The organism is Thalassotalea eurytherma, assembly GCF_030161415.1.
Classification (GTDB): Bacteria; Pseudomonadota; Gammaproteobacteria; order Enterobacterales; family Alteromonadaceae; genus Thalassotalea_G; species Thalassotalea_G eurytherma.
Genome location: NZ_BSSU01000012.1, coordinates 39,427 through 62,656, shown reverse-complemented (window position 1 = coordinate 62,656; position 23,230 = coordinate 39,427). Strand labels below are relative to the sequence as shown.

The 23,230-nt window shown below is 41.3% G+C and carries 36 protein-coding genes; 6 read left to right on the top strand and 30 right to left on the bottom strand.

What is annotated here, in order from left to right:
- The first annotated feature begins 50 nt into the window (after positions 1-50).
- From astA to QQK02_RS12615, 5 genes are all read left to right on the top strand, one after another.
- Positions 51-1,067: an arginine N-succinyltransferase gene (astA, locus tag QQK02_RS12635; protein ID WP_284208413.1), complete on the top strand. Its 1,017-nt coding sequence runs from the start codon at positions 51-53 to the stop codon at positions 1,065-1,067.
- 15 nt (positions 1,068-1,082) lie between these two features.
- Entirely contained in the window at positions 1,083-2,549 is a 1,467-nt protein-coding gene (astD, locus tag QQK02_RS12630; RefSeq protein WP_284208412.1) for a succinylglutamate-semialdehyde dehydrogenase, read from the top strand.
- Positions 2,550-2,741: 192 nt separating this feature from the next.
- Positions 2,742-3,539 (top strand): DUF1338 domain-containing protein, encoded by a 798-nt coding sequence (locus QQK02_RS12625; RefSeq protein WP_284208411.1) that lies wholly within the window; start codon positions 2,742-2,744, stop codon positions 3,537-3,539.
- 112 nt (positions 3,540-3,651) lie between these two features.
- On the top strand, positions 3,652-4,005 hold the full coding sequence (locus QQK02_RS12620) for a DUF3802 family protein (RefSeq protein WP_284208410.1): 354 nt from the start codon (positions 3,652-3,654) through the stop codon (positions 4,003-4,005).
- Between the two features lie 83 nt (positions 4,006-4,088).
- Positions 4,089-4,493: an OsmC family protein gene (locus QQK02_RS12615; protein WP_284208409.1), complete on the top strand. Its 405-nt coding sequence runs from the start codon at positions 4,089-4,091 to the stop codon at positions 4,491-4,493.
- Between the two features lie 54 nt (positions 4,494-4,547).
- Here QQK02_RS12615 and QQK02_RS12610 read toward each other — a convergent pair whose 3' ends face one another.
- The 30 genes from QQK02_RS12610 to QQK02_RS12465 all read right to left on the bottom strand — a co-directional run bounded on the left by QQK02_RS12610 (position 4,548) and on the right by QQK02_RS12465 (position 21,805).
- Positions 4,548-5,447, bottom strand: coding sequence for a phosphoribulokinase (locus tag QQK02_RS12610; RefSeq protein WP_284208408.1), 900 nt, complete (start codon positions 5,445-5,447; stop codon positions 4,548-4,550).
- A gap of 140 nt (positions 5,448-5,587) precedes the next feature.
- Positions 5,588-5,986 (bottom strand): 50S ribosomal protein L17, encoded by a 399-nt coding sequence (gene rplQ, locus QQK02_RS12605; protein WP_284208407.1) that lies wholly within the window; start codon positions 5,984-5,986, stop codon positions 5,588-5,590.
- Between the two features lie 37 nt (positions 5,987-6,023).
- The gene (locus QQK02_RS12600) at positions 6,024-7,013 is read right to left on the bottom strand and encodes a DNA-directed RNA polymerase subunit alpha (protein ID WP_284208406.1); all 990 of its coding nucleotides are present in this window, start codon (positions 7,011-7,013) and stop codon (positions 6,024-6,026) included.
- A 28-nt stretch (positions 7,014-7,041) separates the two neighbouring features.
- Entirely contained in the window at positions 7,042-7,662 is a 621-nt protein-coding gene (gene rpsD / locus QQK02_RS12595) for a 30S ribosomal protein S4 (protein ID WP_284208405.1), read from the bottom strand.
- Positions 7,663-7,683: 21 nt separating this feature from the next.
- On the bottom strand, positions 7,684-8,073 hold the full coding sequence (gene rpsK / locus QQK02_RS12590) for a 30S ribosomal protein S11 (RefSeq protein WP_193022430.1): 390 nt from the start codon (positions 8,071-8,073) through the stop codon (positions 7,684-7,686).
- Positions 8,074-8,084: 11 nt separating this feature from the next.
- Positions 8,085-8,441 (bottom strand): 30S ribosomal protein S13, encoded by a 357-nt coding sequence (gene rpsM, locus QQK02_RS12585; RefSeq protein ID WP_284208404.1) that lies wholly within the window; start codon positions 8,439-8,441, stop codon positions 8,085-8,087.
- Positions 8,442-8,593: 152 nt separating this feature from the next.
- A complete protein-coding gene (gene rpmJ / locus QQK02_RS12580; RefSeq protein WP_074496180.1) occupies positions 8,594-8,710 on the bottom strand; it encodes a 50S ribosomal protein L36 in 117 nt (38 codons plus the stop codon).
- Between the two features lie 18 nt (positions 8,711-8,728).
- Positions 8,729-10,054: a preprotein translocase subunit SecY gene (secY, locus tag QQK02_RS12575; protein WP_284208402.1), complete on the bottom strand. Its 1,326-nt coding sequence runs from the start codon at positions 10,052-10,054 to the stop codon at positions 8,729-8,731.
- Between the two features lie 8 nt (positions 10,055-10,062).
- A complete protein-coding gene (gene rplO / locus QQK02_RS12570) occupies positions 10,063-10,497 on the bottom strand; it encodes a 50S ribosomal protein L15 (protein ID WP_284208401.1) in 435 nt (144 codons plus the stop codon).
- Between the two features lie 2 nt (positions 10,498-10,499).
- Positions 10,500-10,679, bottom strand: a complete 180-nt coding sequence (gene rpmD / locus QQK02_RS12565; protein WP_284208399.1) for a 50S ribosomal protein L30 — start codon at positions 10,677-10,679, stop codon at positions 10,500-10,502.
- Positions 10,680-10,685: 6 nt separating this feature from the next.
- Positions 10,686-11,189, bottom strand: coding sequence for a 30S ribosomal protein S5 (gene rpsE / locus QQK02_RS12560; protein ID WP_284208398.1), 504 nt, complete (start codon positions 11,187-11,189; stop codon positions 10,686-10,688).
- A gap of 9 nt (positions 11,190-11,198) precedes the next feature.
- Complete coding sequence (gene rplR / locus QQK02_RS12555) at positions 11,199-11,552, bottom strand: 50S ribosomal protein L18 (protein ID WP_284208397.1); 354 nt, start codon at positions 11,550-11,552, stop codon at positions 11,199-11,201.
- 9 nt (positions 11,553-11,561) lie between these two features.
- Positions 11,562-12,095 carry a 50S ribosomal protein L6 gene (gene rplF / locus QQK02_RS12550; RefSeq protein ID WP_284208396.1) on the bottom strand — a complete coding sequence of 178 codons (534 nt, stop codon included), beginning with the start codon at positions 12,093-12,095 and terminating at the stop codon, positions 11,562-11,564.
- A gap of 11 nt (positions 12,096-12,106) precedes the next feature.
- Complete coding sequence (gene rpsH, locus QQK02_RS12545; protein WP_284208522.1) at positions 12,107-12,499, bottom strand: 30S ribosomal protein S8; 393 nt, start codon at positions 12,497-12,499, stop codon at positions 12,107-12,109.
- A gap of 15 nt (positions 12,500-12,514) precedes the next feature.
- A complete protein-coding gene (gene rpsN / locus QQK02_RS12540) occupies positions 12,515-12,820 on the bottom strand; it encodes a 30S ribosomal protein S14 (protein WP_284208395.1) in 306 nt (101 codons plus the stop codon).
- Between the two features lie 11 nt (positions 12,821-12,831).
- Positions 12,832-13,371 carry a 50S ribosomal protein L5 gene (gene rplE, locus QQK02_RS12535; protein ID WP_284208394.1) on the bottom strand — a complete coding sequence of 180 codons (540 nt, stop codon included), beginning with the start codon at positions 13,369-13,371 and terminating at the stop codon, positions 12,832-12,834.
- A 15-nt stretch (positions 13,372-13,386) separates the two neighbouring features.
- Complete coding sequence (rplX, locus tag QQK02_RS12530) at positions 13,387-13,701, bottom strand: 50S ribosomal protein L24 (RefSeq protein ID WP_284208393.1); 315 nt, start codon at positions 13,699-13,701, stop codon at positions 13,387-13,389.
- Positions 13,702-13,713: 12 nt separating this feature from the next.
- Entirely contained in the window at positions 13,714-14,082 is a 369-nt protein-coding gene (rplN, locus tag QQK02_RS12525) for a 50S ribosomal protein L14 (RefSeq protein ID WP_284208392.1), read from the bottom strand.
- 594 nt (positions 14,083-14,676) lie between these two features.
- On the bottom strand, positions 14,677-14,925 hold the full coding sequence (gene rpsQ / locus QQK02_RS12520; RefSeq protein WP_284208391.1) for a 30S ribosomal protein S17: 249 nt from the start codon (positions 14,923-14,925) through the stop codon (positions 14,677-14,679).
- Positions 14,925-15,116: a 50S ribosomal protein L29 gene (rpmC, locus tag QQK02_RS12515; protein ID WP_284208390.1), complete on the bottom strand. Its 192-nt coding sequence runs from the start codon at positions 15,114-15,116 to the stop codon at positions 14,925-14,927. Before rpmC ends, rpsQ begins: the two co-directional genes overlap by 1 nt.
- On the bottom strand, positions 15,116-15,529 hold the full coding sequence (gene rplP / locus QQK02_RS12510) for a 50S ribosomal protein L16 (protein ID WP_284208389.1): 414 nt from the start codon (positions 15,527-15,529) through the stop codon (positions 15,116-15,118). Before rplP ends, rpmC begins: the two co-directional genes overlap by 1 nt.
- Positions 15,530-15,539: 10 nt before the next feature.
- On the bottom strand, positions 15,540-16,235 hold the full coding sequence (rpsC, locus tag QQK02_RS12505; protein ID WP_284208388.1) for a 30S ribosomal protein S3: 696 nt from the start codon (positions 16,233-16,235) through the stop codon (positions 15,540-15,542).
- A gap of 12 nt (positions 16,236-16,247) precedes the next feature.
- The gene (gene rplV / locus QQK02_RS12500) at positions 16,248-16,580 is read right to left on the bottom strand and encodes a 50S ribosomal protein L22 (protein ID WP_284208387.1); all 333 of its coding nucleotides are present in this window, start codon (positions 16,578-16,580) and stop codon (positions 16,248-16,250) included.
- Positions 16,581-16,591: 11 nt separating this feature from the next.
- The gene (gene rpsS / locus QQK02_RS12495; RefSeq protein ID WP_284208386.1) at positions 16,592-16,867 is read right to left on the bottom strand and encodes a 30S ribosomal protein S19; all 276 of its coding nucleotides are present in this window, start codon (positions 16,865-16,867) and stop codon (positions 16,592-16,594) included.
- A gap of 31 nt (positions 16,868-16,898) precedes the next feature.
- Positions 16,899-17,723, bottom strand: coding sequence for a 50S ribosomal protein L2 (gene rplB, locus QQK02_RS12490; protein ID WP_284208385.1), 825 nt, complete (start codon positions 17,721-17,723; stop codon positions 16,899-16,901).
- Between the two features lie 15 nt (positions 17,724-17,738).
- Positions 17,739-18,038, bottom strand: a complete 300-nt coding sequence (rplW, locus tag QQK02_RS12485; protein WP_284208384.1) for a 50S ribosomal protein L23 — start codon at positions 18,036-18,038, stop codon at positions 17,739-17,741.
- Positions 18,035-18,640 (bottom strand): 50S ribosomal protein L4, encoded by a 606-nt coding sequence (rplD, locus tag QQK02_RS12480; RefSeq protein ID WP_284208383.1) that lies wholly within the window; start codon positions 18,638-18,640, stop codon positions 18,035-18,037. The genes rplW and rplD overlap by 4 nt, the downstream gene beginning before the upstream one ends.
- A gap of 18 nt (positions 18,641-18,658) precedes the next feature.
- Positions 18,659-19,297, bottom strand: coding sequence for a 50S ribosomal protein L3 (gene rplC, locus QQK02_RS12475; RefSeq protein ID WP_284208382.1), 639 nt, complete (start codon positions 19,295-19,297; stop codon positions 18,659-18,661).
- A gap of 14 nt (positions 19,298-19,311) precedes the next feature.
- Positions 19,312-19,623 carry a 30S ribosomal protein S10 gene (gene rpsJ, locus QQK02_RS12470; protein ID WP_093332363.1) on the bottom strand — a complete coding sequence of 104 codons (312 nt, stop codon included), beginning with the start codon at positions 19,621-19,623 and terminating at the stop codon, positions 19,312-19,314.
- A gap of 238 nt (positions 19,624-19,861) precedes the next feature.
- On the bottom strand, positions 19,862-21,805 hold the full coding sequence (locus tag QQK02_RS12465; protein ID WP_284208380.1) for a RecQ family ATP-dependent DNA helicase: 1,944 nt from the start codon (positions 21,803-21,805) through the stop codon (positions 19,862-19,864).
- 198 nt (positions 21,806-22,003) lie between these two features.
- Between QQK02_RS12465 and dapE the strand changes: the two genes are divergently transcribed.
- On the top strand, positions 22,004-23,206 hold the full coding sequence (gene dapE / locus QQK02_RS12460; protein WP_284208379.1) for a succinyl-diaminopimelate desuccinylase: 1,203 nt from the start codon (positions 22,004-22,006) through the stop codon (positions 23,204-23,206).
- Positions 23,207-23,230: the final 24 nt, after the last annotated feature.

Below are 23,230 nucleotides of genomic sequence, written 5' to 3'. Positions count from 1 at the left end.
CGTAAGCCTAGTGCTTACGAACGTCAATTTCACGAAACAGGACTTTTTTTATGATTATTATACGCCCTATTCGTCATAGTGATTACGATTCACTGCATCGCATCGCTATTGAATCAGGACACGGTTTTACATCACTACCTGTCAATGAAACGTTATTAAGAAGCCGCATTGAGCGTGCTGAAGAGTCATTTGCTAAAACGGTGACTCAACCGGGTACAGAAGGTTATCTTTTTGTCATGGAAGATACCGAGACGGGTCAAGTCGTTGGAACAAGTGGTATTGAAGCTGCGGTAGGTTTAGACGATGCGTTTTATCATTACCATTTAGGTAAAGTTGTTCACCACTCTCGCGAATTAAACGTATATAACACAGTAGAAACATTATCTTTGTGTAATGACTACACCGGTGCGTCAGAGATTTGTACGCTATTTTTATCTGAAAACTGCCGAAAAAATAATAACGGGCGCTTTTTATCTCGTTTTCGTTTTATGTTTATGGCAGAGCACAATGAGCGTTTTTCAGAAACAGTTATCGCGGAAATGCGCGGCGTTTCAGATGAAGAAGGTCGCTCACCATTTTGGGACTGGTTAGAAACGCATTTTTTCTCACTAGATTTCCCAACGGCAGATTATTTAACCGGTATAGGTAAAAAAGTATTTATCGCCGAGTTGATGCCGAAATACCCTATTTATGTCAATTTACTTAGCCCTGAAGCCCAGCAAGTTATCAATAAGGTGCATGATAAAACTGTACCGGCACTACGATTGCTAGAAGCCGAAGGATTTGCGCGTCGCGGTTATGTCGACATATTCGACGGTGGCCCAACCGTTGAAGCAAGTATTAAAGATATAAAAACTGTTCGTCAAAGCAACAAGCTTCAGGTCATTATCGGTGATCCGACAGAAGAAGGTAATTTCATTGTTTGCAACACAAAGGTAAAAGACTTTAGAGCAACACAAACAAAAATTTCTTTGCGTGAAACTGCCAATCAGGTTGTTATTCCGCAAGCTGTCGCTGATGCATTGCTAGTTACTGAAGGTGACTGGGTGCGCATTGCCAGCAACTAATTAGAGGATTCATTTATGTCTCAAGCGATTCAATTTATTAATGGTAGTTGGTTAGAAGGCCAAGGCCATGAAATGAAATCATTAAACCCTGCTAAGAACGAAGTGATTTGGCAAGGTCATACTGCGACAGCTACACAAGTAAACGAAGCAGTAAATGCAGCACGCACTGCATTTAATACATGGGCATTAACATCTTTAGAAGATCGTATTGCAATCGTTGAAAAATTTGCTGAGCAATTAACAACAAATAAAGAAGCTTTAGCGGTAACAATCGCTCAAGAAACTGGCAAACCACTTTGGGAAACGCGTACCGAAGTTGGTGCTATGGTTGGTAAAGTAGCCATTTCATTAAAAGCTTATCACGAACGTACAGGTACGGTTGAAAACCCGATGCCTGGTGCAAAAGCATTTATTCGTCATAAGCCTCATGGTGTTGTTGCAGTATTTGGTCCTTATAATTTCCCTGGTCATTTACCAAATGGACATATTGTTCCGGCATTGATCGCTGGTAATACCATTGTATTTAAGCCAAGTGAATTAACACCAATGGTTGCACAAGAAACCATAAAGTTATGGGAAAAAGCTGGTTTACCAAAAGGTATCATTAATCTTGTACAGGGTGAAGTTGATACAGGTAAAGCACTTGCAAGCCATGATGATATCGACGGTCTGTTTTTCACCGGTAGCTCAACTACGGGTAAATTATTGCATGAACAATACGCTGGCAAGCCAGGTAAAATCTTAGCACTAGAAATGGGTGGTAATAACCCATTGATTATCAAAGATGTTGAGAACACTGACGCCGTTGTTCACGATATTATCCAATCTGCTTTTATTACTACCGGCCAACGTTGTACCTGTGCTCGTCGTGTATTCATTCAAGAAGGTAGCGAAGGTGATGCATTGATTGAGAAATTAGTTAATGCCACTAAAGCGATTAAAATTGGTTACTACGACGATGCAGATCAACCGTTTATCGGTTCAATGATTTCAGAACGCGCAGCATTAGGTTTAGTAGATGCACAAGCGCAACTTGTCGATTTAGGTGCGACAGCTTTACTACCGTTAACACATAAAGAAGCAGGTACAGGCTTTGTTACACCAGGTATTTTAGACGTAACAGCAATCACCATGCCTGATGAAGAGCACTTTGGCCCATTATTGAAAATCTACCGTTATAGTGATTTTGATAAAGCCATTGCTGAAGCAAACAATACAAGCTTTGGTTTATCGGCTGGCCTTTTAGCTGATAGCCAAGCGGATTACGATCATTTCTTCGTTCGTATTAGAGCTGGTATTGTTAACTGGAATAAGCCAATAACTGGCGCAAGTTCAGCAGCACCATTTGGTGGTATTGGCGATAGCGGTAACCACCGTGCTAGTGCATATTATGCAGCCGATTACTGTGCATTCCCAGTTGCCTCTGTCGAAGCTGAAAAAGTTCAGTTACCAGCAACGTTAAGCCCAGGCTTAAGCATTTAACATGCTAGTATTTGATTATCAATTGGAAGTAGCAGGGAATCGCCCCTGCTTCTTCAAAAGCATCGATAATCTATAACTTATCTGACGAATGGTAAGCGATTACCTTCGTCATGAGTTTCTCTCCTCTGACACAATTTGTCGCTTAGCATTCTACCTTACTCGAATTTATTTTAAGAAATATGAGGAAGTATTATGACTACACAAGTGAAAGCACTTTTTGACAAAATTTGGGACAACTACTTAACTGTAACTCCTTCTGCAAAAAACGTTCACCAATTGCTTGGTTCAGGCAATGATCTTATCAATGATCATGTTGCTTACCGTACATTCAATATCGACAAAGTATGCATTGGCAAACTATCTGCTCATCTTGAAGCGTTAGGTTATGTAGAGAAAGGTGAATACAATTTCGAAGCAAAAAAACTTTACGCAAAGCACTTTGAGCATGCTGACAATACCTTACCAAAAGTATTCATCAGCCAGTTACTTGTTGAAGAGTTTTCTGACGAAGCACAAACCATTATTCGTAAAATGGTTGATCAAATTGATGAAAAAGCCATCGCAGATGAAAGCTTTTTATACTCAGGCACACATTGGCAAGTTAGCTCAGAAGACTACAAAGCACTCCTAGCAGAAAGCGAATACGCCGCATGGATGGCTGCATGGGGTTACCGCGCAAATCACTTTACTGTAAGTATTAATCACTTACAGAACTATAATGACATTGAAACGGTAAACCAGACACTTAAAGATGCAGGTTTTGTACTAAATGCGTCAGGCGGTGAAATTAAAGGCGATCCTCAAGTTAAGCTTGAGCAATCATCAACAATGGCTGACCAAGCGGTTGTTGAATTTAGTGATAGAGCACTTGAAATCCCAAGCTGCTTCTACGAATTCGCGAAACGTTACCCATTGGAAGACGGTACCCTTTACACTGGTTTTGTGGCAGCGTCAGCCGACAAAATTTTTGAAAGTACTAATGCTGCGTAAATGAAAACGCATTAAATAGTTAAAGCCTTCATTGTTGAAGGCTTTTTTTTGTGCCTTGAGCAAGCAACAATTTTTCAGTAAAGTAGAGAAAAACTATAATAAGAAGTGAGCCATGGTAACTGACACTGAAGGTTATGTGCACATCATCGAATACTTGACTGAGCACTTATCATTGTTTGAGAACAGCGCCGATGCTACTAGCAATGGCAAGACCGTTATGGCTGTCATTGAAAATGAACTAAGTGAACAGATAATAAGTGTCTGTAGTCAAAACGAAGCATTGTCTTTCAATCAACGTAATACCGTAATTCGCGAAGTAGACTCAATAGTTTATGATCTGCAGGAGATATTGTCAGGTGTAGTTAACAATAATGTTACACCTGAACAAAACATGTTTATTAAAGAGTTTGCATTACTTATCAAGAACCTTTTCGATACAGAAATTCACACCCACCTTTTAGCCTAACAAGAGACTTTAGGCACTATTTTTCATTCTGCTTTGAAACAGCTAATGGTAATATAGTGCCAAACTAGATTAGGAATTACATTATGAAAGCAACGGTAAAATGGGTCGGTGACGAAACCTTCATGGGCACTTCAGAAAGTGGCCACATCATCAATATGGACGCTAATGGCGGTAATTTAGCACCTAGCCCGATGGAAAACGTATTAATGAGCTTAGGAGGGTGTTCTTCAGTAGATGTGGTTAGTATTCTCCACAAATCACGCCAAGATGTCCGTGATGTAAAAGTTGAGATTACAGGCAATCGTGTCGATACCACACCACGGGTTTTCTCTGACATACATTTGCATTTTGTTATTACAGGGACTCAGGTCAGTGAAAAACAGGTTGAACGAGCAATAAATTTGTCTGCTGATAAATACTGTTCAGTTGCTTTTATGCTCAACAGCTCTGTTAACATTACCCATGATTTTGAAATCGTAGACGTTTAATCAAGTCGCATTGATAGAGTAATTGCTAGATGCGCACTCTATCAAACTCCCCTTTTATAGATCCGACATCCAATCTAGCTGCTGATTTGCTTGTTGTTTTTTTACCATGAGTTCTTTGATCAATGGCGTTAGAATGAGCTCCATTGCCAATCCCATCTTCCCTCCTGGCACGACTAACGTGTTAACACGAGACATAAACGCACCGTCGATCATACTTAAATAAAATGGAAAATCGATGTTTTCGGATTCTCTAAACCGTATGACAACAAAGCTTTCATCAAGAGAAGGGATTGCTTTCGCACTGAAGGGATTTGACGTATCTACAGTCGGCACACGCTGGAAATTAACATGTGTCCTAGAAAACTGTGGCGTTATAAAATTGATATAGTCGTCCATAGAGCGAACAATGCTGTGAGTTACAGCCTCACGACTATGACCACGTTGATTGGTATCTCGAATAATCTTTTGGATCCACTCTAAGTTGACAATAGGTACCATACCAATAAGCAAATCAACATATTGTGCGACATCGTTTTTCTCTGTCACTACGCCGCCGTGTAGCCCCTCATAGAATAATATGTCGGTACCTTCACCTAATTCTTCCCAAGGCGTAAATGTACCAGGCATTTGGTTATAAGGTACTGCTTCATCAAATGTATGAAGGTAACGACGCATACGTCCTTTACCTGTCTCTGAATAGCCCTTAAATAAACGTTCCAAGGCATCGAAGTCGTTTGCCTTGTCGCCAAAATAACTAATGTTTGTGCCGTCTTCACGCGCTTTACGCTTTTCAAGATCCATTTCTTGGCGTGAAAACCGATGAAAACTATCACCTTCAACATTAACGGAAGTAATACCTAGCGTGCGAAAAATATGTTCGAACGCATCTGTAGTTGTTGACGTACCAGCACCAGATGAACCAGTAACTGCAATGATAGGGTTTCTTGAAGACATTAAATTACCAAGCTAAATTAATTCGCTTTAATTTTATACGTACAAACGCTATCAATAGCAAGTTTAGAACGTAACTGACAAAATTCAGACATAAAAAAACGGAGCGTAATGCTCCGTTTTTTATGAATCGTTGATGAAGATTAAGCTTCTGCTACTTCTTCAGTCTCAGCTGTTTCAACAACTGGACGGTCAACTAATTCAACATAAGCCATAGGCGCTTTATCACCAGTACGGTAACCACATTTTAAAATGCGAGTGTAACCACCTGGACGTTCTTGGTAACGAGGACCAAGTTCGCTGAATAATAAACCTACTACTTCTTTATCACGTGTACGAGCGAAAGCTAAACGACGGTTAGCAACGCTATCTTCTTTAGCCAATGTAATTAATGGCTCTACAACGCGACGTAATTCTTTAGCTTTAGCAACAGTCGTTTTGATAACGCCGTGCTTAACTAAAGAGCTTGCCATATTGCGGAACATCGCCTGGCGATGACTGCTATTACGGTTTAACTGGCGACCGCTTTTACGATGGCGCATAAGTTAATCCTTCTCTACTAAAAAAACGATGATCGACCTAGTCGTTATCAGCAATGCTCTCAGGTGGCCAGTTCTCTAGGCGCATACCTAAAGACAAACCACGAGACGCTAAAACGTCTTTGATTTCAGTTAAAGACTTCTTACCTAAATTAGGTGTTTTAAGAAGCTCAACTTCTGCACGCTGTACTAAGTCACCAATATACTGAATTGCTTCTGCTTTCAAACAGTTAGCTGAACGAACTGTAAGTTCTAAATCATCAACTGGACGAAGAAGAATCGGATCAAATTGAGGTTTCTCCTCTTTTTGCTCCGGCTCGCTAACATCGCGTAATTCAACAAATGCATCTAGCTGTTCAGCTAAAATAGTTGAAGCACGACGAATAGCTTCTTCAGGGTCTAACGTACCGTTAGTTTCCATGTCGATAACCAGCTTATCTAAGTCAGTGCGTTGCTCAACACGAGCAGCATCAACATCATAAGCAATTCTTTCTACAGGACTGAACGACGCGTCAACAAGTAAGCGACCGATTGCACGTTCTTCTTCTTCAGCGTCACGACGCGTTGAAGCAGGAACGTAGCCACGACCAAGCTCAATCTTGATACGCATGCTGATAGAGCCGTCACCAGTTAAGTGACAGATCACATGTTCTGGATTTGCAATAGTTACATCACCATCATGTTGAATATCAGCTGCCGTAACAGGGCCTTCACCTGATTTAGTAAGGGTTAAAACAGCTTCGTTTTTACCTTCTAAACCAACAGCTAAACCTTTTAGATTTAACAAGATTTCGATGATGTCTTCTTGAACACCTTCTTTGCTGCTGTACTCATGTAATACACCGTCGATTTCAACTTCAGTTACAGCACAACCTGGCATTGAAGATAATAAAATGCGACGTAACGCATTACCTAAAGTGTGACCAAAACCACGCTCTAAAGGCTCTAAAGTTACTTTAGCGCGAGTTGAGCTTAGTGTTTCAATGTCCACTAATCGTGGTTTTAAGAATTCGGTTACAGAACCCTGCATTATGTCCTCTCTTAAAGTTTAAGCGTTACTACTTAGAGTAAAGCTCGACAATCAACTGTTCATTAATTTCAGCAGATAAGTCTGAACGATCTGGAACGCGTTTGAAAACACCTTCTAGCTTCTTGTTATCTACTTCAACCCAGACTGGCTTTTCACGTTGCTCAGCTAATTCTAAAGCAGCAATAATACGTGCTTGAGTTTTAGACTTTTCGCGAACAGAAACCACATCTTCAGCTTTAACAGTGAAAGATGGAATATTAACTACTTTTCCATTAACTACGATTGCTTTGTGGCTTACTAACTGACGTGCTTCAGCACGTGTGCTAGCGTAACCCATGCGGTAAACTACGTTGTCTAAACGAGTTTCTAAAAGCTGTAACAAGTTTTCACCTGTGTTGCCTTTAATACGCGCAGCTTGCTTGTAGTAGTTACGGAATTGCTTTTCTAGTACACCGTAAATACGACGAACTTTTTGTTTTTCACGAAGCTGTACACCATAGTCAGATAAACGACCGCGACGGGCGCCGTGCTGACCTGGGATAGTTTCGATTTTACATTTAGTGTCAATAGCTCTAACACCGCTTTTTAGGAACAAATCTGTACCTTCGCGGCGGCTAAGCTTTAACTTAGGGCCTAAATATCTTGCCATGTTCTTTCTCCATCAATCCTATTAAACGCGACGTTTTTTAGGTGGACGACAACCATTATGAGGAATAGGAGTAACGTCAGTAATGTTGGTGATTTTAAAACCAGCAGCATTTAAAGCACGGATCGCAGACTCACGTCCTGGACCTGGGCCTTTAACGAATACTTCAATATTCTTCAAACCGAATTCTTGTGCAACTTTACCTGCACGGTCTGCAGCTACCTGAGCAGCAAATGGAGTAGATTTACGTGAACCACGGAAACCTGAACCACCAGCAGTTGCCCAAGATAATGCATTACCTTGACGGTCTGTTAATGTCACAATTGTGTTGTTGAAAGAAGCATGGATATGAGCCATACCATCGACAACTTGTTTTTTTACGCGTTTACGCGTACGAACTGGAGTTTTTGCCATTGTCTAATCTCCTACTTCTTAATAGGCTTACGAGGCCCTTTACGTGTTCGCGCATTTGTTTTAGTGCGTTGACCACGTAGAGGTAGACTGCGACGATGACGCAAACCACGATAACAACCAAGGTCCATAAGACGCTTGATGTTCATTGAAACTTCACGACGTAAATCACCTTCTACGGTGTATTTACCTACTTCAGTACGAAGCACATCAATCTGAGCTTCGTCTAATTCACTGATCTTAGTTGATTCAGCGATACCGGCTGCTGCACAAATAGCTTGTGAGCGAGTTAAACCGATACCGTAAATCGCAGTAAGGGCAATTACTGCATGCTTACGATCAGGGATGTTAATGCCAGCGATACGGGCCACTAACACATCTCCTATATTAAATATTAATAACAACAGGTTGAAAAGCCCGTTAGGATACTCAACCTGACTCTTTTTTGCAAAGCGAAGGCGCATTATACAGAAAAATCTGCACAATGCCACTTCTAAAAGAATTTGCTTGCTGAGTTAAGCAATTAACCTTGACGTTGCTTATGCTTAGGGTCCGTCTTACAAATAACACGAACAACACCAGCACGTTTCACAACTTTACAGTTACGGCAAATCTTTTTTACGGATGCACGAACTTTCATCTTACTACTCCGTTGAACCTAGCGGCCTTGGCCGGTTAGGTTAGCTTTCTTAAGTACACTATCGTATTGATGAGACATCAAATGAGTTTGTACTTGTGCCATAAAGTCCATAATAACAACTACGATGATCAATAACGATGTTCCACCAAAGTAGAACTGAACATCCCAGGCTATCATCATAAACTCAGGAACCAAACAGATAAAGGTAATGTATAACGCACCTGCTAAGGTTAAGCGTGTCATTACTTTATCAATGTAACGAGAAGTCTGCTCACCAGGACGAATACCTGGAATAAAAGCACCTGACTTCTTCAAGTTATCTGCTGTTTCACGCGGGTTAAAAACTAACGCCGTGTAGAAGAAACAGAAGAAAATTATTGCTGCTGCTAACAACATTACGTATAGAGGTTGACCTGGCGATAAAGCCATAGACGCCTCTTGTAAGAAATCTGCAACTGCACCTTCACCTTGTCCAAACCAACTCGCGATTGAGCTAGGGAACAATAAAATACTTGAAGCAAAGATTGGTGGGATAACACCAGCCATATTCACTTTAAGTGGTAAATGAGTGCTTTGTGCTGCAAACACCTTACGACCTTGTTGACGCTTCGCGTAGTTAACAACGATACGACGTTGACCACGTTCAACAAATACAACAAAGAAAGTTACTGCAAATGCAACAACTGCAATTAGCAACAAACCTAATAAGTGCAATTCACCTTGACGCGCCATTTCTGCGGTTTGACCAACAGCAGATGGCAAGCCAGCAACAATACCTGCAAAGATAAGGACAGAAATACCATTACCAATGCCGCGCTCTGTAATTTGTTCACCTAACCACATTAAGAACATGGTACCGGTTACTAAACTTACAACAGCAACGAAATAGAATGCAGGGCCTTCATGAATAACAAGACCCGGCATCATAGCAGGTAAGCCTCTTGCAATAGCAAAAGCTTGAACCGTTGCTAGCACTAAAGTGCCGTAGCGTGTGTATTGGCTGATCTTACGACGTCCAGCTTCACCTTCTTTCTTAAGCTCCATCATAGGCGGATGTATTACCGTCAGAAGTTGCATAATAATCGAAGCCGAAATGTACGGCATAATACCTAGAGCCATTACTGAGGCGCGCTCAAGTGCACCACCGGAGAACATGTTAAACATTTCTACGATGGTACCCTTTTGTTGATCGAACAACTGAGCTAATACAGCGGCGTCAATACCAGGGATTGGCACAAATGATCCTAAACGAAACACGATTAGTGCACCGAACACGAACCATAATCTTTGCTTTAACTCAGACAATCCGCCTTGAGCACTGTTATCCATTCCTGGTTTAGCCATAACCTGTATTATTCCTCGATTTTACCGCCAGCAGCTTCAATAGCTGCGCGAGCACCTTTAGTAACACCTAAGCCACGAACAGTGATTTGGCGAGTAATCTCACCAGACAACATAATTTTTGCTGTTTCAATGTTACGTGTAATTAGGCCAGCATTTTTAAGCGCATGGATGTCAACAACATCACCTTCAATTAGGTTTAATTCGTGTAAACGAACTTCAGCGTGAACTAAAGATTTACGTGAAGTAAAACCAAACTTAGGTAAACGTTGTTTCAAAGGCATTTGACCACCTTCAAAACCAGGACGTACACTACCGCCAGAACGAGACTTCTGACCTTTGTGACCACGACCACCAGTTTTACCAATACCAGAACCAATACCGCGACCAACGCGCTTCTTGGCTTTCTTAGCGCCTGGTGCAGGAGATAAAGTATTTAAATGCATTATTAATCCTCCACCTTAATCATGTAAGATACCTTATTAATCATACCACGTACAGATGGAGTATCTTCTAACTCAACTGTATGATTGATACGACGTAAACCAAGGCCTTTCAATGTAGCTCTATGCTTCGGTAAACGACCGATAGAGCTTTTTACTTGAGTTACTTTAACTGTTTTAGACATGCTTAATTACCCCAAGATTTCAGCAACGTTTTTGCCACGCTTAGCAGCAACAGTCTCTGGCGATTTCATGTTCGCTAGAGCACCGATTGTTGCACGGACAACGTTGATTGGGTTAGTAGAACCGTATGCTTTTGACAATACGTTCTGTACGCCAGCAACTTCAAGTACTGCACGCATCGCGCCACCGGCGATGATACCTGTACCTTCTGAAGCAGGTTGCATGTAAACTTTAGAACCTGAGTGACGACCCTTGATAGGGTGCTGAAGGGTAGTCCCCTTCAAGTCAACAGTTACTAAGTTACGACGAGCCTTTTCCATTGCTTTTTGGATTGCAGCAGGTACTTCACGTGCCTTACCGTAACCAAAACCAACACGGCCGTTACCGTCACCAACTACTGTTAGTGCTGTGAAACTGAAAATACGACCACCTTTAACCACTTTTGAAACGCGGTTAACGGCTACTAGCTTTTCAACGAATTCACTTTGTTGTGTGTTTTCTACATTAGCCATGATCAACTCCTAGAACTGAAGGCCAGCTTCACGAGCTGCTTCTGCTAACGCTTTAACGCGACCGTGATAACGGAAGCCACTACGATCAAAAGCTACAGACTCAACGCCTTTTGCTTTTGCACGTTCTGCAATTGCTTTACCAACTGCTTGTGCTGCTTCAATGTTACCTGTTTTCTCAACAGATGCTTTAACTTCTTTATCTAAAGTAGATGCAGTTGCAATAACTTCAGAACCAGATGCAGCAATTAGTTGAGCATAAATATGACGAGGAGTACGGAATACAACTAAACGATTCGCACCCAACTCGCTGATTTTAGCACGTGCACGCTTTGCACGGCGTAAACGAGATGTTTTCTTATCCATCGTATTACCCTACTTCTTCTTAGCTTCTTTACGGCGAACATTTTCGTCGCTATAACGAATACCTTTACCTTTATAAGGCTCAGGCTTACGGTATGCGCGAATATTAGCTGCCACTTGACCAACTAACTGCTTATCAGCACCTTTCAGTACGATTTCAGTTTGGCTAGGTGTTTCAACTTTAATTCCAGCAGGAATTGCATGATCTACCGGGTGTGAGAAACCTAAAGATAAATTTAAGTTTTGGCCAGCAGCTTTCGCTCTGTAACCTACACCGTTTAGGATTAATTTCTTTTCAAAGCCAGCACTTACGCCAATAACCATATTATTGATTAATGCACGAGCAGTACCTGCTTGAGCCCAAGCGCCTTTAACGTCGCTAACGATGTTAGTAATAATGTTGTTTTCTTCTTGAGAAACAACAACGTCACTATGGATCGTACGAGTTAATTCGCCCGCAGGGCCTTTAACTGTGATGTCTTGACCAGATAACGTAACAGTAACGTTAGCAGGAACAGCGACAGGTGCTTTTGCAACACGAGACATATTCTTACTCCTTACGCTACGTAACCTAAGATCTCACCGCCTAATCCAGCTTTACGAGCTGCGCGGTCAGTCATTAAACCTTTAGAAGTAGAAACAATCGCAATACCCATGCCTGCTAATACTTGTGGTAACTCAGTGCTACCTTTGTATACGCGAAGACCAGGACGTGAAACACGTTTGATTGATTCAATAACTTCTTTACCATCGTGATACTTCAGTTCAACTTCTAATTGAGGCTTAGGGCCTTCAACTAAAGATACACCTGAAATATAACCTTCTTCTTTAAGTAAGTTAGCAATAGCTACTTTAAGCTTAGAAGAAGGCATAGTTACAGCAGTTTTAGCTGCTGCTTGACCGTTGCGGATGCGTGTAAACATGTCCGCGATAGGATCAGTCATCATAATTGCTTTCTCCTTTAATTACCAACTAGCTTTCTTAAGACCAGGAACTTCACCACGCATAGTTGCTTCACGAAGCTTGATACGGCTTAAGCCGAACTTACGTAAGTAACCGTGTGGACGACCAGTCACGTTACAACGGTTACGTTGGCGTGATGAACTTGAGTCACGTGGTAAAGATTGAAGTTTTAATACTGCATCCCAACGCTCTTCTTCAGAAGAATTAACGTTTGAGATAATTTCTTTTAACGCTGCACGTTTTTCAGCATATTTCGCAACTAATTTAGTGCGTTTTGCTTCACGTGCTTTCATAGATGATTTAGCCATAACTCTACACCTTATTTCTTAAACGGGAAGTTAAAGGCAGTCAGCAAAGCGTGACCTTCCTCGTTAGTCTTCGCAGTTGTTGTGATAGTGATATCTAAACCACGAATCTTATCAACTTTGTCGTAGTCGATTTCAGGAAATATGATTTGCTCACGTACACCCATGCTGTAGTTACCACGGCCATCGAAAGATTTCGGATTTAAGCCACGGAAGTCACGGATACGAGGAACTGAAATAGAGATTAAACGCTCTAAAAATTCCCACATACGTTCGCCGCGTAAAGTTACTTTTGCGCCAATAGGGTAGCCTTCACGGATTTTAAAGCCTGCAACAGATTTGCGTGCTTTAGTTACCATAGGCTTCTGACCCGAGATTGCAGTAAGATCATTTGTGGCGTGCTCTAATACTTTTTTATCAGTAATCGCTTCACCAACACCCATGTTTAGGGTGATCTTTTCAACTCGAGGGACTTGCATGACACTCTTGTAAGCAAACTTCTCTTGAAGTTCAGCTACAATTGTATCTTTGTAATAATCATGCAGTTTCGCCATCGTTTACTCCAATAATTAAACTAATTCGTTATCAGACTTAAAGAAACGTACTTTCTTACCGTCTTCAACTCTAAATCCAACGCGGTCCGCTTTGCCCGTTTTAGGGTTTACGATCGCTACGTTAGACACATGGATAGGTGCTTCTTTTTCTACGATGCCACCAGGTTGCTGTAACTGAGGTACAGGCTTCTGATGTTTCTTAACTAAGTTAACACCTTCTACAAATACTTTGCTGTGTTCAACAAGAACTTTGGTAACTTTACCAGTTTTGCCCTTGTCTTTACCCGCAAGTACGATGATTTCGTCGTTTTGACGAATTTTAGAGGCCATTTTCGTGACTCCTTAAAGTACTTCTGGTGCTAATGAAACGATCTTCATGAACTTTTCAGTTCTTAATTCACGTGTCACTGGCCCGAATATACGAGTACCAATTGGCTGTAAGCTTGCATTCAAAATTACAGCCGCGTTGCCGTCAAAGCGAATGGCTGAGCCATCCTGGCGACGAACGCCCTTTTTAGTGCGCACCACTACCGCGTTAACTACATCACCTTTTTTAACTTTACCGCGAGGAATAGCTTCCTTCACAGCAACTTTGATGATGTCGCCAATGCCTGCGTAGCGACGGTGCGAGCCACCAAGGACCTTAATACATTGCACGCGTCGAGCGCCACTGTTATCAGCAACGTCTAGCTGTGTTTGCATTTGGATCATTTTATGTGCTCCGCTGTTATATAAATTCAAGGTCGAAAACGCCGACCCTTCACTGCCTTTTACACCCATCTAGATTTGATGGGCGCGAGATTATAACACCACTATTTTTAAATTGGTACTCAAATAAACAAAAAATAGACAATCCTGAATCAAGGGCTATGGCTTTTAGTAAAGACCTCTAAATCCGTTAAAATTTTTTGATAGTACAACTTTGACAAGATGGTTGATAAAAAGTGGTTAATTTTCGAATTTTGGAAGTTAATGAGGTGACTAGTATCGAACGGTTAACTGGTCTTAGTTAGTTTGATGTGTCTTAATATTGTTGAAAGGAATCTGTGTAACTGTGTGCTACGCTTTTTAAATAAAGCCCATCTCAATCACGATCCGCGTGTCCGTTACATTATCGAGACAAGTTATTTCAACCTCTTTCGCGATGAAGAAATATCGTTAATTTAGCTTGAACTCAAACGCCTGATAGTAAAATAAACGAGGACAAAAACATGGTGGAACGAGAAATGTATAGAAGATACTTTTGTTTTGCTGAAAAAAAACCCGGCATACGCCGGGTTTTTTAGTATCTCTTAAAGAGATTAATTAAGCTTTTTCAACGATGTCTACTAAAGTCCAAGATTTGCTCTTAGAAATTGGTGCACATTCGCGGATAGTCACTACGTCACCAGCAGCACACTGGTTAGTTTCATCATGAGCTTTCAACTTAGTTGAACGGATCATGAATTTACCGTAGATAGGGTGCTTAACACGACGCTCAATTAGGACAGTGATAGATTTATCCATCTTGTCGCTAACTACACGACCTTGTAATGTACGAATTTTATCAGTCATTACTTGCCTGCCTTTTCAGTTAAGATAGTTTTAACGCGCGCAATGTTGCGGCGAACTTGTCTTAATAAGTGAGTTTGTGCTAACTGACCAGTGCTTGCTTGCATTCGGTAGTTAAACTGCTCACGTAATAAGCCTAATAATTCAGCATTAAGCTCTTCAACGCTTTTGTCTTTAAGTTCGTTAGCTTTCATTACATCACCGTTCTAGTTACGAAGGTTGTTTTGAAAGGAAGTTTAGCAGCTGCTAAAGCAAATGCTTCACGCGCTAACTCTTCAGAAACACCTTCCATTTCATAAAGAACACGACCTGGTAGGATTTGACAAACCCAATATTCCACGCCACCTTTACCTTTACCCATACGAACCTCAAGAGGTTTTTTGGTAATTGGCTTATCAGGGAATACGCGAATCCAGATTTTACCTTGACGCTTAACGTGACGAGTCATCGCACGACGAGCGGCTTCGATTTGACGAGCTGTCATGCGACCGCGCTCAACAGATTTCAAACCGTATGTACCGAAGCTAACTGAGCTACCAGTCTGTGCAAGACCACGGTTACGCAGTTTAAATTGCTTACGGAATTTAGTACGTTTTGGTTGTAACATTACTTAACTCCTACTTGCTCTTGCGGTTGTTTCTTTTCTTAGGCTTAGGAGCTGGTGCTTCTGCCTGTAGAGGCATGTTACCAATTACTTCACCTTTGAAAATCCACACTTTGATACCGATAGTACCGTAAGTTGTTTCACCACGCGCAGTTGCGTAATCAATGTCAGCACGTAAAGTGTGTAATGGAACACGACCTTCACGGTACCATTCAGAACGAGCAATATCTGCACCGCCTAAACGACCACTAACTTCAACTTTGATACCTTTAGCACCTAAACGCATAGCGTTTTGTACAGCACGCTTCATAGCACGACGGAACATTACACGACGTTCTAATTGGCTACCAATGCTATCAGCAACTAATTGTGCATCCATCTCTGGCTTACGTACTTCAGCAATGTTAATTTGCGCAGGTACACCAGCGATTTGAGATACTTTAATACGTAATTTTTCTACGTCTTCGCCTTTCTTACCGATAACAACACCTGGACGAGCCGTGTGAATAGTTACGCGGATAGATTTAGCTGGACGCTCAATCACGATTTTAGATAATGAAGCACGCTTCAATTGCTCTGTTAAATATGCACGAACCAAGTGGTCACCGTGAATATTTGCAGCGAAATCTTTTGTGCTTGCGAACCATGTAGACGCATAAGGCTTTGTGATACCTAGGCGAATACCGGTAGGATGTACTTTTTGACCCATACTAATATACTCCTAGTTATCAGCTACAACCACAGTAATGTGGCTTGTGCGTTTAAGGATACGATCCGCGCGACCTTTCGCACGAGGCTTAATACGTTTCATCGTAGGACCATCGTCAACCATAATAGTTTTAACGAATAATTCATCGATGTCTGCACCTTCGTTGTGCTCTGCGTTAGCAATTGCTGAGTTTAAAACTTTTTTCACTAAGCCTGCAGCAGATTTGTTGCTGTATTCTAAGATTTCTAAAGCTTTCTCAACGTGCAAGCCGCGGATTTGATCCACAACTAAACGTGCTTTTTGAGCAGAACCACGGGCAAATTTATGTTTAGCAATAGCTTCCATTTAACTTCCCCTTACTTCTTCGCTTTCTTATCAGCGACGTGGCCGCGATAAGTGCGAGTTGGTGCGAATTCACCTAATTTGTGACCGATCATTTCATCAGTTACAAATACAGGTACGTGTTGACGGCCATTATGGACAGCGATGGTCAATCCGATCATGTTAGGAATGATCATTGAGCGACGAGACCAAGTCTTAATAGGTTTCTTGTTCCCGCTTTCCAAAGCTTTCTCTACCTTCGTCAACAAGTGTAGGTCGATAAATGGACCTTTCTTGAGAGAACGTGGCATGGTATTTCCTCTTTAAAATTAACTAGTACTATTATTTAGTACGACGACGTACGATGAACTTGTCAGTACGCTTGTTCTTACGAGTCTTGTAACCCTTAGTAGGTACACCCCAAGGTGATACTGGGTGACGACCACCTGAAGTACGACCTTCACCACCACCGTGTGGGTGATCAACCGGGTTCATCGCCACACCACGAACGGTAGGACGAACACCACGCCAGCGCGAAGCACCAGCTTTACCAAGAGAACGTAACATATGTTCTGCGTTACCGATTTCACCTAAAGTTGCACGACATTCCGCTTCTACTTTACGCATCTCGCCTGAACGAAGACGTAAAGTAACGTAAGCGCCGTCTTTAGCAACTAATTGTGCATAAGTACCAGCAGCACGCGCGATTTGAGCACCTTTACCAGGCTTCAATTCGATTGCGTGAACAACACTACCTAAAGGTGCGTTGCGTAAAGGTAATGTGTTACCTGTTTTGATCGGCGCATCTACACCAGACTGGATTGAATCACCAGCTTTTAAGCCTTTAGGGGCTAAGATGTAGCGACGTTCACCGTCTGCATATAATACTAACGCGATGTTAGCAGAGCGGTTTGGATCATATTCTAAACGCTCAACTTTTGCAGGGATACCGTCTTTAGTGCGCTTAAAGTCAATTACACGGTAGTGGTGCTTGTGACCACCGCCAATGTGACGAACTGTGATACGACCGTTATTGTTACGACCACCAGATTTAGAGTTTTTCTCTAAAAGTGGAGCGTAAGGCTTACCTTTGTATAAATCCGAGTTAACCACTTTAACAACGTGGCGACGACCCGGAGAAGTAGGTTTACATTTTACAATAGCCATGTGTAACTTCTCCTATTACTCTGCGCCAACGAAGTCGATGTCACTACCTTCAGCAAGGGTAACGTATGCTTTTTTCCAGTCAGAACGACGACCGAAACGAGCACCAGTACGTTTAGTTTTACCCTTAACGTTAAGTGTGCGAACACCTTCAACAGAAACTTCGAAAAGTTTCTCAACAGCAGCTTTGATTTCCGCTTTAGTAGCGTCAGTAGCAACTTTGAACACGATAGTGTTGTTTGCTTCAGCAGCAACAGTTGCTTTCTCAGAAATGTTTGGTGCTAATAACACCTTTAACAAACGTTCTTCGTTTATCATGCGAACATCTCCTCAACTTGCTTAACTGCAGATGCAGTCATCAATACTTTTTCGAAACCTACTAAAGATACAGGATCAATCGCTTGTACGTCACGAACGTCAACTTTGTATAAGTTGCGTGCTGATAAGAATAAGTTCTCATCAACTTCGTTTGTTACGATTAAAACGTCTTTAAGTTCTAAGCCTTTCAACTTAGCAACTAATTCTTTAGTTTTTGGTGTTTCAACTGCGAAATCGTTAACAACAACTAAACGTTCTTGACGAACTAATTCAGAAAGGATGCTAGCAATAGCACCACGATACATTTTACGGTTAACTTTTTGGCTGTGATCTTGTGGACGAGCAGCGAATGTTACGCCACCTGAACGCCAGATTGGACCACGAGTTGTACCAGCACGTGCACGGCCAGTACCTTTTTGACGCCATGGCTTCTTACCGCCACCGCTTACTTCAGAACGGTTCTTCTGCTTTACAGTACCTTGACGAGCACCAGCTGCATATGCAACTACTACTTGGTGTACTAAAGCTTCATTGAACTCACGTCCGAAAGTTGCTTCGGAAACTTCAAGAGCGCCTGACGCGTCTTTTAATGCTAATTCCATCAAAATTCTCCTCAGACGTTAGGCTTTAACAGCTGGTTTAATGATTACGTTAGCGTTAACGTGACCCGGAACTGCACCTTTAATAAGAAGCAAGTTACGTTCAGCATCTACGCGAACTAATTCAAGGTTTTGAGTAGTAACTTTCTCAGCACCCATGTGACCAGACATTTTTTTGCCTTTAAATACACGGCCTGGTGTTTGACACTGACCGATTGAACCGTTTGAACGGTGAGAAATAGAGTTACCGTGAGTAGCATCTTGCATACGGAAGTTCCAACGCTTAATACCACCTTGGAAACCTTTACCCTTTGAAGTGCCGGTTACGTCTACTAATTTTGTTTCGTTGAATAGCTCAACAGTGATTGCACTGCCAGTTTCTAATTCAGCGCCTTCGCCTTGATTAAGACGAAATTCCCATAAACCACGACCTGCTTCGATACCTGCTTTCGCAAAGTGACCAGCTGCTGGCTTGTTTACACGGTTAGCTTTCTTAGTACCAGTAGTAACTTGAATCGCTGAGTAACCATCGTTGTCTACAGTTTTAACCTGAGCAACGCGGTTTGCTTCAACTTCTAGGACTGTAACTGGAGTAGAAACACCATCTTCAGTGAAGACACGAGTCATACCAACTTTACGTCCAACTAGACCTATAGTCATGTTAAAACCCCCTATTAACCCAAGCTAATTTGAACGTCAACACCAGCCGCTAAGTCTAAACGCATTAATGCGTCAACAGTCTTATCAGTAGGTTCAACGATATCAATTAAACGCTTGTGAGTACGAATTTCGTACTGGTCACGCGCATCTTTGTTAACGTGTGGAGAAATCAAAACTGTGAAACGTTCCTTACGTGTAGGAAGTGGGATAGGACCACGAACCTGAGCACCAGTACGCTTAGCAGTGTCAACGATTTCTGCTGTAGATTGATCAATCAAACGATGATCGAACGCTTTCAAACGAATGCGAATTCTTTGATTTGACATGAAGACAAATCCCCAATTTAAAGAACGAACAAAGTACTGCCCATCACCTTTTTATTAATAAAAGGGGGGAGTACCGACTAAAACATTCAACCTCCAATCGAGGTTGCTGTATGGTAAACAATTTAACGATAAATCGTTGTGTTTACATAATAAACACGCAGGCAAAGCCAAACGTGGAGGCGCATTATACTAAATTCGTTCAAAAAGGCAACTACTTTTTATGCTCAACGTTTGAACATCACGCCCCTTTATTTAGAAGCTGAAATACCTTTGTCTTGATCTCTATATAAGGCAACATTTGGCAAATGCCAAAACCACTAAGTGATTTCACTTTATGACGACCAAAGACAGGTACCGTCATTCCTGCTAAAAAGCGGCAGGCAGTGATTAGTGATATTTCTTGTCCTGTTTTTGATCTGAGATATTGTTGCAACTCTTGCACGGCTGAACTGATTATATTATCTGATGGCCATGTTACAGACTTAGACAACGCCAGCTTAGCGATATGACCACTACAGACACTACAATGACCACAATGTTGAGGCGCTTGTTGATCATCAAAATAATCTGAAAGTTGCCACGTCAGACACTTATTAGAGCCAAAAAATGCGATTAAACGTGCGATTCGATTAACTTCTTTGACCTCGGTGCTTTCAAAGTATTCGGCTAACGTTTGTGTTAGCCCTGCATTATTTAGGGCTACAGCATCTACTTTATAAACATCCGTGATTTGTTTACTTTCGATTATGATTAGCTGCTTATCAGCGAGATATTCTAAGGCTGTTAAGATCCGCTTACGATCACTGCCACTTTGCCCACTTATCGCGTCAAAATCTGGTTCAAACCAAATTCTCTTACCTGAAGAATAACGGAAAATTATTTCTAAAAATGTTTTTCGCTCGCCATCAAACATGTCAAGAATTGCTTGCTGACTTTGAATGAATTTGAATTTGATATCTGCAAAGTAGCTATAACTGGCTTGTATTATTCCCGCCAACTCTAATTGTACCAATAATGTTTTCAGCGGCAGTTGCTTAATATTACTGGCAGTTGATAATCGATGCAGTTGCACTTCCCAAACGCCATTAAGCTGCTCTTCATTAATCGCGCCCAATACATAAGCGATACTCTCAGGCTCAGGTGTGTCGCAATAAACAAAATTCTCCAGCACTGTAACACTATCTAAGTTGGCCAATGTAATACATCGACTCGGATGGCCATCTCGCCCTGCTCTTCCTATTTCTTGACTGTAATTTTCAATCGATTTAGGTAAGTCATAATGAATAACAAAACGAATATCACTTTTGTCAACGCCCATGCCAAATGCGATGGTCGCTACGACGACATCAATCTTACCTTCCATATAATCTTGTTGAATACTTGAGCGTTGCTCGTGCTTTATACCTGCATGGTATGCGCATGAATTAATGCCATTTTGTTTTAAAAAAGCTGAAATTTGTTCGGTGGTGTGCTGCAAGGTCACGTAAACAATGCCAGCACCGACTTGCTGTTTCACCGCTGCCAATAATTGCGCGTGCTTTTCTGATTCGCTACAGGGAATAACTGAAAGCTCCAAATTTTGACGATAAAACCCCGTTTGCACGATATGATCACTTCGAATGTTAAATCGATTAGCCATATCTTGCTTAACTTGTTTAGTCGCGGTGGCAGTAAGTAATAAAGTTAAAGAAATATTTAAGTCATGGGCATACGAAGGTAGCTTTAAGTAATCTGGCCTGAAATTATGACCCCATTCAGAAATACAATGCGCTTCATCTACGACTAGCATAGAAATAGGTATGCTTTTTATTAGTTGTCGAAAACGCTCATTTTTAAAACGTTCAACTGAAACCATTAATATTTTAGTTGTGCCAGATTTCAGTGAGCTAACAACGTTTTGATATTCGTCATAGGTAAGTGTTGAATCAATACTAGCTGCGGGTATCCCTTTACTATCAAGAAAAGCTAATTGATCTTTCATCAATGCTAATAAAGGAGAAACGACTAACGTTAGGTTTGGTAAATGCAATGCTGCTAGTTGATAGCATAACGATTTCCCTGAGCCTGTCGGAAAAATCGCTAATGATGAGTGCCCCGACAACAACTGTTCAATCGTTTGTTGTTGACCGGCTCTAAAATCATCAAAGCCAAAATAGCTTTTTAAAGACTGCGTAATATCCATCGTATCCTTTTGTGTCAATTCCGTTTGTTATATTTTAATTCTGATATCTGCCACTATTATAAGCCTTTGCCTTACTAATCACACGGCGATATTTTTCAATAGTCATTGATGTAACCAAAACTACTTAGATTTGTCGTAAATACTTAATCTAACCAATTTAGTGTGGTTTGGGATATCTAGTAACAGGTTTGACAGATTGTGAATATTCCAGTGAGCAACCAAAACAAGACATGCTTTTTATCTAGCCAAAAGTCGGTAAGTGATCTTCAAAACCAAGTTCTGAGCTATGCAATAGAATTAATCAATCGAAAGTCGATTACACCTGACGACGGTGGTTGTCATACTTGGCTAATCGCTAAACTCGAACAGCTTGGTTTTACATGTACTGAGATCAATAGTCAGGGTGTTAAAAATTTTATTGCCCGATATGGAACTAAAGGAAAAACAATCGCCTTTGCAGGCCACACTGATGTAGTGCCACCTGGCGACCTTACTAGATGGCAAAGTAACCCATTTGTCGCAACAATTAGTAATGACACTTTAACCGGTCGTGGTGCTGCTGATATGAAAACAGGTATTGCAGCCATGTTAAGTGCGACCAAGCGAATACTCTCAACAAAAGAAATTGATCATCAATTGATATGGCTAATTACTAGTGATGAAGAAGGCGAAGCAGAATTTGGTACTAAGGTACTCAAACAATATATAGATGAGCAAGGTATAGCCTTAGACTACTGCATTGTAGGTGAACCAACCGCAACAAAACGAACAGGAGATACGATAAAGGTTGGTCGACGTGGTTCATTGTCGTGTGAAATATCAATTCAGGGTAAACAGGGTCATGTCGCTTATCCTCAATATGCGAGCAATGCGTTGCATCTAGCGAATAAAGTCATTCAATCGTTAGTAAGTTTAACGTGGGACCATGGTAGTGATGATTTTCCAGGTACGAGCTTACAGATAACGCATATTGATTCGGGGAGGTTTACTGACAATATAATACCTGGCCAATGTAGCGTGAATTTTAACATTCGCTATAGTGCTGCCTATTGCCAAACATCACTCGAAAAATTAATCACCCACACGGTAACTAGTGTTGACGATTCCGCCAAACTTAGTTTTTCAAGGCCATGCTTACCTTACCTTACCAATAAAACCCATGGACATTGTTTAATCAAACTCGCTGAACAAGCAATTTATCATCAAACTGGCACCTTTCCTGTTTTATCAACCTCTGGCGGTACTTCAGACGGGCGGTTTATTTCTGATAATTACACCCAAGTTATCGAACTAGGGGTACCCAACAAAACGATTCACCAAGTCAATGAATCGATACAAATTGAAGATTTGGTGTCATTGGAAGCTATTTATTATGATTTGTTAAATCGACTCACACCATAAGACAAAAGAAAGTCGCGTATTTAT